The sequence below is a fragment of the Bacillus sp. F19 genome (assembly GCA_023823795.1).
In the GTDB taxonomy this organism is placed as follows: domain Bacteria; phylum Bacillota; class Bacilli; order Bacillales; family Bacillaceae; genus Bacillus_P.
This window is the reverse complement of record CP085710.1, coordinates 4,589,439-4,601,320: the sequence shown is the minus strand read 5'-3', so window position 1 is coordinate 4,601,320 and position 11,882 is coordinate 4,589,439. Positions and strand designations below refer to the sequence as shown.

Genomic DNA, 11,882 nt, shown 5'->3' with positions numbered 1-11,882 from the left:
TTTCGTATAATAGAAATAGGACAAAAACAAGATATAAAGGAGTTTTAAAACATGCAAGTAGGTTTAATCGGTTTAGGGAAAATGGGATATAATCTTTCACTTAATTTAATAGATCATAAACATGAGGTTGTTGCATTTGATATTGATTCAGATGCTGTAAATAAAATTGCTAATATGGGTGCGGCAGGCTCATCTTCAATTGAAGATCTAGTTTCTAAGCTTCCATCTCCAAGAACGGTTTGGATGATGGTGCCTGCAGGCGTTATTACAGAAAATGTGCTATCTGAATTAAAAGATCTTCTTGCGCCTGGAGATATCGTGATCGACGGCGGAAACTCAAATTACAAAGAATCCATTCGCCGCGGAAACGAATTAAAGGAATTTGGCATTCATTTCTTTGATGTAGGAACAAGCGGAGGAATGGAAGGCGCAAGAAATGGAGCCTGCACAATGGTCGGCGGAGAAAAAGAAGTGTTTGCTTCAATCGAACCTCTGTTTAAAGATATCTGTGTTGAAAATGGCTATTTATATGCCGGCGCTATGGGAAGCGGACACTATTTGAAAATGGTTCATAACGGTATTGAATACGGAATGATGCAATCTATTGCAGAAGGCTTTGAAGTGCTCGAGAAGAGTCAATTTGACTTTGACTATGAGCAGGTAGCACGAGTGTGGAACAACGGTTCTGTTATTCGATCATGGTTAATGGAGCTGTCTCAAAATGCATTTTCAAAAGACTCAAGATTAGATGGCATCAAGGGAGTTATGCATTCATCCGGCGAAGGAAAATGGACAGTTGAGGAAGCATTAGACCTTCAGACTGCTACGCCGATTATCGCTTTATCCTTAATGATGAGATACCGCTCGCTTGATGAAGATACTTTCTCGGGAAAAGTAGTGGCAGCGCTGCGTAATGAGTTTGGCGGACATGCTGTTGTAAATAAAGACTAACACGTTTAGGCATTAAAACGAGAAGGGAAGAGGCTTAACAACAAGCATCTTCTTTTTCGTTGTTTAGAAGATTTTAATCATGAATAGGTCTTGCTTATTAAATTCATTTAATTTGCGCCCTAGCGCAGGCGCCTCACTCCTCGGTCAGAATGGATCGCCAAAAAGTCAAAACCTGACTTTTCTGGCGGATCCTTATCTGACTGTCGGAGCTGACCAAGGCGCCTGCGCTTTTGTATTTTCTAATAAGATTTTGGCGCAATGTAAGGAGGAGTCACCTTGAATCAGAAATTTGTTATCGGAGTCGATATTGGCACAACAAGCACAAAATCCGTTTTATTTAAAACAGACGGAACAATCGTTTCAACATTTGGAGTGGAGTATCCGCTTTATTCTCCGAATCCTGAAACAGCAGAACAAAACCCGCAGGAGATCTTTCAAGCTGTGATCAAAACAATTAAGGAAGTAATCAGCAAAGTGGACCCGGCTGATCTGCTGTGCGTGTCTTTCAGTTCTGCAATGCACAGTGTCATCGCTGTTGACCGGGATGGTACACCACTTTCAAATTGCATGACTTGGGCAGATAACCGCAGTGCCAAGTGGGCAGAAAAAATAGCAAAAGAAATGAATGGCCATGAGATTTATTTACGCACAGGGACACCTATCCACCCGATGTCCCCGCTGTCTAAGATAACGTGGATCCGAAATGAACAATCAGACTTATTTTTGAAAACGTTTAAATTTATTTCCATTAAAGAGTACGTTTTCCACAAGCTGTTTAAGCGCTTTGTTATCGACTATTCAATTGCTTCAGCAACTGGATTGTTTAACCTGGAGTCGTTAGATTGGGATAAAGAAGCGCTTGAAGTTGCAGGAATTACGGCGGAACATCTTTCAGAACCTGTGAATACAACATTTTCATTAACGGGACTAGATGCTGTTTATGCAGCAGAAATGGGAATTCCTGCAGAGGTTCCGTTTATAGTTGGCGCAAGTGACGGAGTTTTGTCAAACCTTGGAGTGAATGCAATACAGCCAGGCGTTGTTGCCGTTACAATCGGTACGAGCGGCGCAATCCGGACAGTTACGGACAAGCCGGTGACAGATCCAAAAGGACGTATCTTTTGCTATGCCCTGACTGATGATAAATGGGTAATCGGCGGTCCTGTTAATAATGGCGGAATGATCTTCAGATGGGTGCGCGATCAATTAGGTTCTTCTGAAATGGAAACAGCCAAGCGTTTAGGCAAAGATCCATACGAAGTGCTGACTGAGATTGCATCACTTGTGAAGCCAGGCTCTGACGGTTTGCTCTTTCATCCGTATCTGGCCGGCGAACGTGCTCCTTTGTGGGATGCAAACGCGAGAGGTTCCTTCTTCGGGCTTTCCCTTCACCATAAAAAAGAACATATGATACGCTCTGTATTAGAAGGTGTTATTTTCAACTTATATACTGTGCTGCTTGCACTTGAAGAGCTGATCGGCGAGCCGAAAAAAATTCAGGCAACAGGCGGATTCGCACGTTCAGAATTATGGCGCCAAATGATGGCGGATATTTTTGATCAGGAGGTTTCAGTTCCAGAAAGCTTTGAGAGCTCTTGCTTAGGTGCTGCACTTCTTGGTTTATATGGAGTTGGACATGTTGATTCTCTTGATGTAGTATCAGATATGGTCGGCGGTACTCACCACCACAAGCCGAACTCAGAACATGTTGAGGTTTATAAAGAATTAACACCAATTTATATTCGCCTTTCACGACTTCTGAAAGAAGAGTACGCAAGCATAGCATCTTTTCAGCAAAAGCATATATAGAAAAGAAGGAGGGATATCATGCGGATCGGAGTTCTCGGCATCGATACAATAAATGAAACGAAGTCTATCACCCAGGACATAACAAAGTTCGCCTCTGAAACGAACAGCGTAATAGAAGGACTTGAATGGCTGACGGCTTCATCAGAACTGAAGGCAGAAGCTTTGGAAAACTGGATTCGCTCTGTATCTGAGAAAACGCTTATTGAGAATAAGGAAAGTTTTATTAAAGTCATCGAAGCATATGACGCAGTGATTGTATTTGGCGGAAGCAAGAAGGCTGTTGACGTGCTGTCTTTTGCACAAGTGAAATTGCTCTTTCTTCCAATTTCCATTTTATCTGACCGCTCTTTAGGATACGATACAGCTTTGAATGAAGTTGTAACAAATGTGCTGAAAGTAAAAGATACGATCAGTTCTCTTTTATATATGAAGCAGAGAGTGTGCTGTGTTCAGCTCCCTGGAGAAGAACTTTCTGATTTAATGCGCGATGCGGCGGCCGCTGTTGATGGGCTGGTTGTTACCGGAGGAGAATCTGTGTGGATGCACGCTGCAGATTATTTAAGAGAGAAAGATCAAAAAGGAGTGACCTACTCATTCTTGATTATTAATGAATCCATTCTGCCAGAACAGCTGGGAGCATTCCTGCTGCAGCAGATGGACCTTGATTTTAAAGAGCTGTTATTTGATGAATCTCAGTGCATGAGCTCACGTCCAACTGCCGCTGACCGGATTATTGAGAAAAATTTGTCTCAGGCAGTATATGAGTGGCTGAAAAACGCGGATGATACAAAAGAGCTGACAATCGAAAACAAAGAAGTAAAATGAAGGGAAGCCTGCAGCGGTAGAATGCTGCGGGCTTTTTTCTTAGATAAAATGGCTAAAAGAGCTGTATTTGGCTAGTTAAAGAGAACTTCAGCTAATGAAAAATAGCCGAACTCTAAATGGACTTCACATTCGGCTAAATAATCGTTAAAAACCGCTAATAATACTGGAAAAATCGCTAATAAAATGCATTTTTGCTAAATAAAATCCTCCGAACCAGGTAAACTTTGATGAAAATTGAGCTGCCAAGCCCGCAACATAAAAAAACCGCCAGAGGCGGTTCCAGACTGTCGACAAATCCCCCCTTTTTGGGGGATTTGTCGGCAGTTTTTTTATATAATGAAAATAGAACAATACAGAGGTGATTTGGATGTTGTCTAAAAATAATCAAATGAATCGCGATCAACTAGAAATGATTACACTTGAACAGTTGGTGCCGGAAGATCACTTAGTCCGTAAAATTGAACAAGCTCTCGATTTTTCTTTCATCTATCCATTAGTAGAGAAAGTCTATTCCGCAGATCGAGGTCGTCCAAGTATTGATCCGGTCATATTGATTAAAATGACCTTCATCCAATACCTTTTCGGTATTCGATCCATGAGAAGAACCATTGAAGAGATTGAAACCAACTTAGCCTACCGTTGGTTTTTGGGTTTTGGTTTTCATGACAAGGTGCCCCACTTCTCAACATTCGGTAAAAACTATGAACGGCGCTTTAAGGATACAGATCTGTTTGAGCAGATATTTTACCGCATCTTAAAAGAGGCGATTGATAAGAAACTGGTCAATGGAGAACAGGTATTTATTGATTCAACTCACGTAAAGGCTAGTGCTAATAAACGAAAGTATCAGAAAAAAAATCGTACGAAAAGAAACGAAATCATATGAGGAAAGGCTCCAAAACGAACTCAATCTAGACCGCGAAGAAAACGGAAAAAGCCTTTTCCCCAGATAAATTTGAACCGGAAGAGAAAGAGATTAAAGAAAGTACGACGGATCCGGAAAGTGGCTATTACGTAAAAGATGAAAGAACAAAACAGTTCGCTTACTCATTTCACGCAGCCTCTGACGAAAAAGGATTTGTTCTGGGGACAATCGTTACGCCTGGTAACGTGCACGACAGTGCAATATTCGAGCCTCTACTGATCAAGTAACTGAGCTTCACAAGAAACCTGCTGCTGTTGCTGCCGATGCTGCTTACAAGAACCCTGCTCTTGCTCACTATTTGAACGAAAAAGAAATTCGTCCGGTTTTTCCTTATACACGGCCAAAAACAAAAGATGGATTTTTCAAGAAAAGTGATTATGTGTACGACGAACATTTTGATTGTTACATATGCCCGCACGATCAAGTGCTTCCTTACAGAACTACTACGAAAAAAGGATACAGACAATACTCTTCCGATCCGAAGGTTTGTGAAAATTGCCCATTCCTAAGCCAATGTACGGAGAGCCAAAATCATCAGAAATTGATTGAAAGGCATCTCTGGCAAGAATACTTAGATGAAGCTGAACACCTTCGTCATACAGAAGAGAACAAAACAATTTATGCAAAACGTAAAGAAACGATAGAGCGTGTCTTTGCAGATGCAAAAGAAAAGCATGGTATGCGTTGGACAACGTTGAGAGGACTCAAAAAATTGTCCATGCAGGCGATGCTTACTTTTGCTGCCATGAACTTGAAAAAGTTGGCATCCTGGACATGGAAGCCAGCGAAAGCGGTATAAAAATAGTCAACGAATAGGCCTACAAACATCAAATTAGCCCTAGAAATGACAAAAAGCATTCGGATAGAGTTCATCCGAATGCCTTTTGTCTACAATCTGAAACCGCCAGAGGCGGTTCTACAATGGTTTAACCATCAAAACATTAAGCCCTTTAGAAGGCAAGTGAAACCGGTGATCCGTTTCTTTGAATCCCAAGTGCTGATAGTACTCAACATTATTCACGCTTGTTGTGCACCAAAGCATTGATGCATCCAGCTGGGTAAGTTTATTTTCAGCGAATAATAACAAAGTCTGCCCGCGTAGCTGATTGCGGTGATCTGGATCGATTGCAAGTCCACGCATACGGTAGCCGTTTTTCTGCTTAAGTATTTCATGTGTTTCCTTGAAAAAAGATGCTGTTCCAATTAGCTTTTCTTCCTTAAAAGCGCCAATGTGGAGTGTTTCTTTCTTTTTATCACGGGTATATCCGCATTCCTGGGTAGCGTGATCAGGCATAAGTACCTTTTGTCTTAAGATGTATGTATGTTCTGCTTCAATTTGTTTTATTTCAAACATGTTTAATCCCTCACTTTAATGTTCAAGAAGTTTCATAGAGTTAAGACGAAGGTAAGTTCAAAAAAGTTTCAACTAAGTCTCTGGCCTTATGGATAGAAAGACTGCAGGCCGTATCTTTCCCTCCCATTCTACCTTATTCTTAAGTTGATTAGAAGAAGGAAGCATGTTCTCTGTTGATGAGATTGCTAGAATCATTATAATGATAAATACAAGGGAAAAGGGGAACGGAGAATAAAACATGATAAAATTCCTTAAAAATAGTATTGGTTTTCTACTAGTTGTGTTTTTTGGTTTTTTTATACTGACCATCCTTTATTCAGAAGAAACGAAACAGCCGGTTTTTTATCCAAGTGACGCATTTGAAGATGTGAAGAAGTATGAGCCGCTGATTTCAAAGGAACTTGCGGAGTACCAGCTTGAAGAATATACGCCGCTTGTTCTTGCTCTAATGCAGCAAGAGAGTAAAGGATTTGGCGGTGACCCAATGCAGGCCTCTGAATCTGCCGGGCTTCCGAGGAATACCATTGAAGACCCGGCTAAAAGCATTGAGCAGGGCGTCAAATATTTTCAAAAAAGCTTACAGTACGGAAAAGAACGAAATGTGGACGAGCTGACAGTCATTCAAGCTTATAATATGGGAACCGGCTACATTGACTTTATTGTAAAAAATGGCGGAAAGCACAGCGAGGACCTTGCAAAAGAATTTTCGATGATACAGGTAAAAAAACAGCCGGATATCTACAACTGCGGAGGAGATAAAGGGAACTTCCGCTATCCTTACTGCTATGGCGATTTCACTTACAGCACGAAGGTGCAGGAAAACGTGAATTCTCTGAGTAAAACAGCATCTGCAAAAAAGAATGATCAAATGTAATCTTAAGTGAGACCAAGCTTGCGCGGGTCTCTTTTCATTAGACATTAATATAAAAAAGACCTTGACGCTATTCAATAAGAGAGATATTATTAAGACAGTTACTTTATCGCTTAAAAGCGTAAACGCTTAAAAGTGAAATAGAGAAGAGCTTAGTTGAGATAAAGTTTAGAACAGGGAGCGTGCTTTTGCCATTTCGATGCCAAGCGTGCTCCCTTTTAGTTTTTTATATTCATCAGCAAATACTATTAGAATAAATGGGTAATAATTTTGTGCATGGAAGTTCAGCCCTATTACCCAACTCCTCGGCCAGAACAAATCCGTTAAAAATATCAAACCCGGACTTTTCTGCCGGAAACGGTCGCATGGGCTTTTCTTATTTGCCGTTCCCTGCCATCCTTCTTTTCGAATCTTCATAGTACGGTATATACTGTTGATATGAGGAGGAATGCTTCATGGAGAAGGTCATTCTTAGCGTAAAAAATCTGGACAAGTCGATTGGGCAAAAGCAGCTGCTTCATCAAATTTCCTTAGACGTATATGAAGGAGAAATATTTGGACTGCTTGGTCCTAATGGTTCTGGAAAAACGACATTAATCAGGGCGATCCTTGGACTTATTAAGATTGATTCCGGAGAAATCAGAATCAATCGGCACTCTGTGCACAGCGAGTTTGAAAAAGCAATTTCACATGCGGGAGCCATTGTGGAAAACCCGGAATTTTATCCATTTATGACTGGTTATCAGAACCTTTCGCACTTTGCTGATATGCATGGAGATATCAGTAAAAAGAGGATTGAAGACGTTGTCGGTCTTGTTCATTTGAAGGATGCGATTCACGACAAAGTGGGAACGTACTCGCTTGGGATGAGACAGCGCCTTGGCATTGCACAGGCCATTTTACATAAACCTAAGCTGCTTATCCTGGATGAACCCACAAACGGACTAGATCCATCAGGCATCAGGGAGCTTAGAACCTATTTAAGAGATCTTTGCGAAAAAGAGAATGTCTCCGTTATCATTGCATCTCATCTTCTCAAGGAAGTAGAGGAGCTGTGTACAAGAGCTGCCATTATTAGAAGGGGGCAAATCGCTGCAGTAAATGAGATTGGAAGTCAGAAAGATGAACTCCTAAAGGTGCGGTTTGAATTATCTGAGGGAGAACGAGCTTTGCAAATTTTAAAGCCTGAATACTCCGCATCCATATACAATAACGGCATCTCTCTATTCATTAAGAAAGAAGATATCCCAAAGATTAATCAAATTCTCGTGCAAGGAAAGATAGATGTCTATTCCATACAGCCTGTTTATAAGTCATTGGAAGACTCCTTTATCGAGCTTACGGAGGAAATGCTTCATGATGAAGTTAATTAAAATCGAGCATATGAAATTGCTTTTTCAGAAAAGCACCAATGTCCTTTTTATTACACTTGCTGTGATCAGTATATTAATGGCAGTCATTTCAAAACGAATGTTTTCCGGCGCAGGAACAGATGAAAATGTACTGGGGTATGTATCGCTGACTACAGGCTTCTTATTTGTTCTGCCCTTTTTTTCACTTGTAATTGCTGGAGCTATTGTGGCAAATGAATTTTCGTGGGGAACCATTAAGTTCCTGCTAATCCGCCCTGTAATCCGCACGAAAATTCTCCTGTCGAAATACATCACTTCTGTTTTGTTCGGATTGTACTTTTTACTCTTCTATATTGCCCTGTCTGTTTTGCTCGGACTGCTTTTCTTTGGGACAGCCGGCGGAACGGGCGATACAGAGTTAATGAAAGGCATCAGCCTGAACTATCTTACCGTTTTGATTGAGATGATCATGATAACAACGTTCGCTTTTATGATTTCTGCGGTATTCAGAAACAGCTCTCTCGCTATTGGACTATCGATGTTCATCACGTTTTCAGGTAAAACCTTCGTTCAGCTGCTTGCCCATTATAACCTTGAGTGGGGAAAATACATCTTGTTTGCCAACACCAGCCTCAAGCAGCATCTTGAAGGGAACAGGCCGTTATTTGAGGGAACAACAATGGGCTTTTCAATTGCTGTTTTATGTATTTATTTATGCATCTTTTTTGCAGCAGCCTGGGCTGCTTTTACGAAGCGGGATGTGTCAATTTAAAGGAGATGGAACATTTTGATTAAGACGATGGCAGTCGATCATAGCGGCAGTCTCATTCATTCAGTCGATTTAAAGAATTTTTCACTTGATTCATATAAAATGGTCTGGCTTGATATTTACCCTGAAAAAGATTGGGAAGGGAAATTGTTAAAGGATCTTTTTAATTTTCATCCTCTTGCAATTGAGGACTGTTTTCATTTTTTGCAGCGGCCAAAGCTTGACTATTATGACGGGTATCATTTCTTCGTTCTCCATTCTATCAATAAAGAAACAATGGAGGCCGAGGAACTGGATGTTTTCTTGTCTGATAAGTATATTGTGACCTTTCATTTACATCAGTCAGAAGAAACAGAGCTTCTTTATGAAAAAATAAAGCAAGTAAATCATGTGAAATCTCTTACACCCAATTATGTCTTTTATGAATTGCTGGATAAACTGGTTGATTTCTATTTTCCGCGTATAACAGAAATGGAAGAGACGCTGAATGCGCTTGAGAGCGGGGAATTCAGAATAAAGGAGATAATGAAGCAGGTTTTTGAAACGCGTTCAGGGTTGCTTAAGCTAAAGCGGACCATTTTTCCAATGAGAGATTTGCTTTACCGGCTATTAAATTCAGAAAGACTGAGTATCCCAAAGAGTGAAAGAACGTATTTCATGAATGTATATGACCATCTAATAAAGCTGTCCGAGCTGATTTCTGCCAATATGGATTTCACAGCTGAAATAAGAGAAAATTATATCTCAGTCAACTCTTATCGTGCAAATACTGTCATGATGACGCTGACTGTAATTACAACAATATTTATGCCGCTGACATTTATAGCGGGGGTATATGGAATGAATTTTGAGAACATGCCTGAACTCAGGTGGGAGTACGGTTATTTTTATGTGCTTGGCGGAATGGGCTTTCTGAGTTTCATGATGTTTATTTGGTTTAAACGTAAGGGATGGTTTGATAAAGACCAAATATAAAAAGGTGCCTGACTGTCCCTTCAGTCAGGCATTTGCTATTATTATATCGTTTAAGCACGGCTGAAATGCTGTCTGAGACCTTCACTGATCATGTTAAAGGTGAAAATCAGAAATGTCAGGGAGAGTGCAGGAAAAAATGGAATCCAGAAACCTCTTAATATATCTGATCTCGCCATGCCGAGAAGAGTAGACCAATTCAGGCTCGTATTTTGCAGTCCGCCATATCCATAGGTAGTCTGAACAAAAACCTGTGTGACAAAAATAGATAGAATCCCGAGCTGTCCTAACAAAAGCGCAACTTTTCCGAGGTCCATAAAAAATTGAACGATCAGGTCCGGCAATAAATTTGGCAGGTAATAGCGAATGAAAAGTCCCAATGCGTTATTGCCGACAGTTACTCCTGCTTCTACAAATTGAGAATGAGAAAGGCTGCTTATCGATTGCTGAATAATAAAAGCAACTCTGCCTGCATCAGTCAGTGAGAGAAAGAGAATAACCCAGATTACGCGATTGGGGCTGAAGGTAAACATCGGCATTGTAATAAAAAGAATGGCTGCAAAAATTAAGGGAAGACTTGCTGCAAAACCGTTTAAGCCATAAATCAGAAGACGGAACGGACTTTTTTTGCTGGATTCTAAAAAAGCAAGTACGACGGCAGAGAGATATCTTATGGCCGTAATGCTGAAAATTAGGAGCAGTGTGTCTTTTGCTCCCATGATAATGAGGCTGAGAATGTCTCTCCCATCATCATCAGATCCAAAGGGATGCTGCAGTGAGGGAGGGAATGGTGCCCGTTCATAGGTGGTGCTGTTTATAAAAACCATTCTCTGTTCTTCTATCCCTGCTTGCACAAAGGGGAAAAGAGGACCTATCAGAGAAATCAATAGAATAGCAGCAAGCATAACGCTTCCGAATAATAGTGTTTTATTTCTCATGCCCCTCCCTTGGATCTATCATTCTTTTAATAAGTCCGCTCGTGATTTGAACAATAAGGACCATAATCATGAAACAAGTGCCAAATACGATGATGACATTTTGCTCTATTGCTGTGTTCAAACCAACACTTAAGACAGGCGTTACATGAAATGCTTCGTATAGACGGTATGCAGCCCCTTTGTAATCGAGCAGATATTCTACAAGCAATAGATTAGAAAGAAGATAGATCATCATTGAACTTGTATGATTCAGGATTTGGACTGCGCTGTTTTTAAAAACATGCTTAAACGTGATAACAGCCTGCGGCAGCCCTTTTGAATGGGCAACCGTAATATATTGCTTGCCTGCCTGTTCCTGAAAGGATGCAGCAGTAATGCGGCTTATGTACAGGGCAGGGTAAATGGACACCAATAGAGCTGGATAGAAAAAACTGTACCTGTTCTCATGTCCAAAAATATCGACATAGTCCCTGAAATAGATGATGAGCACCCACTGTAAACAAAGAAACAGAAAGAAATCAGGGATGGCCTGCAGCACCCATGTGAATCCTTTTCCAAAAATCATTCCGAGCGGATTTGGGTGCGTTGCATCATAAACTCCTTTCAGAATTCCGAAAAACAAGCTCAGGATGAGAGCAGTAACAATGATTTTTATGCTTCTTGAAAAATACAGTTTCAATTCTTCTTCCACAGTCCGTTCATATTTAGTCAGTCCAAAGCTTTTTTCCTCATAAAGACCGCTGAAAAAGGATGTTATGTTTTCTTGATAGTCAGACCATGAAAATTGATAGTCGAATATGACAGTCTGTGCTTTGCCCTCAGCTCTTATTTCAACATCTCTTGGAAATAGAACGACTAGAATGAGAGATAGAACAATTAAGAGAAAAAGAAGGATATGCCTGCAGATTTCTATTGTTGATTTCATTTAAAAAACCCCGCGTTCACCTTTCAGAGTATTGTAAAAATTCTACCATGACTATTGGATGATGAATAGGTATAAATAGGTATAAATAGGTATAAATAGGTATAAATAGGTATAAATGAGGAAAATCTTTATGTGAAAAACTTCACAATATTTCTTGTGTTTTTGAAAATAAGGGAATATAATATGCATTA

Annotated in this window: 11 protein-coding genes and 1 pseudogene; 8 read left to right on the top strand and 4 right to left on the bottom strand. The window is 40.4% G+C overall.

All coding sequences use genetic code 11. The annotated features are described in order from the left end of the window. The first annotated feature begins 51 nt into the window (after window positions 1-51). From gnd to LIT25_23645, 4 genes and pseudogenes are all read left to right on the top strand, one after another. Complete coding sequence (gene gnd, locus LIT25_23660) at window positions 52-951, top strand: decarboxylating 6-phosphogluconate dehydrogenase (GenBank protein ID USK33468.1); 900 nt, start codon at window positions 52-54, stop codon at window positions 949-951. Window positions 952-1,227: 276 nt separating this feature from the next. After that, window positions 1,228-2,760, top strand: a complete 1,533-nt coding sequence (gntK, locus tag LIT25_23655; GenBank protein USK33467.1) for a gluconokinase — start codon at window positions 1,228-1,230, stop codon at window positions 2,758-2,760. Window positions 2,761-2,778: 18 nt separating this feature from the next. Beyond that, on the top strand, window positions 2,779-3,585 hold the full coding sequence (locus LIT25_23650) for a 6-phosphofructokinase (GenBank protein USK33466.1): 807 nt from the start codon (window positions 2,779-2,781) through the stop codon (window positions 3,583-3,585). Between the two features lie 367 nt (window positions 3,586-3,952). Then, window positions 3,953-5,309: pseudogene (locus LIT25_23645) on the top strand (IS1182 family transposase). Window positions 5,310-5,426: 117 nt separating this feature from the next. Here the strand turns inward: LIT25_23645 and LIT25_23640 are convergent. After that, complete coding sequence (locus LIT25_23640) at window positions 5,427-5,864, bottom strand: GNAT family N-acetyltransferase (GenBank protein USK33465.1); 438 nt, start codon at window positions 5,862-5,864, stop codon at window positions 5,427-5,429. Window positions 5,865-6,102: 238 nt separating this feature from the next. Here LIT25_23640 and LIT25_23635 point away from each other — a divergent pair, with 238 nt between their 5' ends. Beyond that, the gene (locus LIT25_23635; GenBank protein USK33464.1) at window positions 6,103-6,738 is read left to right on the top strand and encodes a lysozyme family protein; all 636 of its coding nucleotides are present in this window, start codon (window positions 6,103-6,105) and stop codon (window positions 6,736-6,738) included. A gap of 165 nt (window positions 6,739-6,903) precedes the next feature. Here the strand turns inward: LIT25_23635 and LIT25_23630 are convergent, their stop codons facing one another. Beyond that, window positions 6,904-7,152: a hypothetical protein gene (locus LIT25_23630; GenBank protein ID USK33463.1), complete on the bottom strand. Its 249-nt coding sequence runs from the start codon at window positions 7,150-7,152 to the stop codon at window positions 6,904-6,906. A gap of 38 nt (window positions 7,153-7,190) precedes the next feature. Here LIT25_23630 and LIT25_23625 point away from each other — a divergent pair, with 38 nt between their 5' ends. From LIT25_23625 to corA, 3 genes are read left to right on the top strand one after another with little or no spacing between them, the layout of a single operon-like run. Next, window positions 7,191-8,108 (top strand): ABC transporter ATP-binding protein, encoded by a 918-nt coding sequence (locus LIT25_23625; GenBank protein USK33462.1) that lies wholly within the window; start codon window positions 7,191-7,193, stop codon window positions 8,106-8,108. Continuing rightward, a complete protein-coding gene (locus LIT25_23620) occupies window positions 8,092-8,859 on the top strand; it encodes an ABC transporter permease (protein USK33461.1) in 768 nt (255 codons plus the stop codon). Before LIT25_23625 ends, LIT25_23620 begins: the two co-directional genes overlap by 17 nt. 15 nt (window positions 8,860-8,874) lie before the next feature. Beyond that, the gene (corA, locus tag LIT25_23615) at window positions 8,875-9,831 is read left to right on the top strand and encodes a magnesium/cobalt transporter CorA (GenBank protein USK33460.1); all 957 of its coding nucleotides are present in this window, start codon (window positions 8,875-8,877) and stop codon (window positions 9,829-9,831) included. A gap of 50 nt (window positions 9,832-9,881) precedes the next feature. On the opposite strand, the gene LIT25_23610 is transcribed toward corA, so the two are convergent. Both LIT25_23610 and LIT25_23605 read right to left on the bottom strand, forming a co-directional pair. Beyond that, window positions 9,882-10,766, bottom strand: a complete 885-nt coding sequence (locus LIT25_23610) for an ABC transporter permease subunit (protein ID USK33459.1) — start codon at window positions 10,764-10,766, stop codon at window positions 9,882-9,884. Further along, window positions 10,756-11,691: an ABC transporter permease gene (locus LIT25_23605; GenBank protein ID USK33458.1), complete on the bottom strand. Its 936-nt coding sequence runs from the start codon at window positions 11,689-11,691 to the stop codon at window positions 10,756-10,758. Before LIT25_23605 ends, LIT25_23610 begins: the two co-directional genes overlap by 11 nt. Window positions 11,692-11,882 lie beyond the last annotated feature (191 nt).

What these genes read in the sequence shown, in the direction of transcription:
- gnd (USK33468.1), top strand. Translation starts at nt 52, where the DNA reads ATGCAAGTAGGTTTAATCGGTTTAGGGAAAATGGGATATAATCTTTCA.
- LIT25_23650 (USK33466.1), top strand. Translation starts at nt 2,779, where the DNA reads ATGCGGATCGGAGTTCTCGGCATCGATACAATAAATGAAACGAAGTCT.
- LIT25_23640 (USK33465.1), bottom strand. Translation starts at nt 5,864, where the DNA reads ATGTTTGAAATAAAACAAATTGAAGCAGAACATACATACATCTTAAGA.
- LIT25_23635 (USK33464.1), top strand. Translation starts at nt 6,103, where the DNA reads ATGATAAAATTCCTTAAAAATAGTATTGGTTTTCTACTAGTTGTGTTT.
- LIT25_23630 (USK33463.1), bottom strand. Translation starts at nt 7,152, where the DNA reads ATGAAGATTCGAAAAGAAGGATGGCAGGGAACGGCAAATAAGAAAAGC.
- LIT25_23625 (USK33462.1), top strand. Translation starts at nt 7,191, where the DNA reads ATGGAGAAGGTCATTCTTAGCGTAAAAAATCTGGACAAGTCGATTGGG.
- LIT25_23620 (USK33461.1), top strand. Translation starts at nt 8,092, where the DNA reads ATGATGAAGTTAATTAAAATCGAGCATATGAAATTGCTTTTTCAGAAA.
- LIT25_23610 (USK33459.1), bottom strand. Translation starts at nt 10,766, where the DNA reads ATGAGAAATAAAACACTATTATTCGGAAGCGTTATGCTTGCTGCTATT.
- LIT25_23605 (USK33458.1), bottom strand. Translation starts at nt 11,691, where the DNA reads ATGAAATCAACAATAGAAATCTGCAGGCATATCCTTCTTTTTCTCTTA.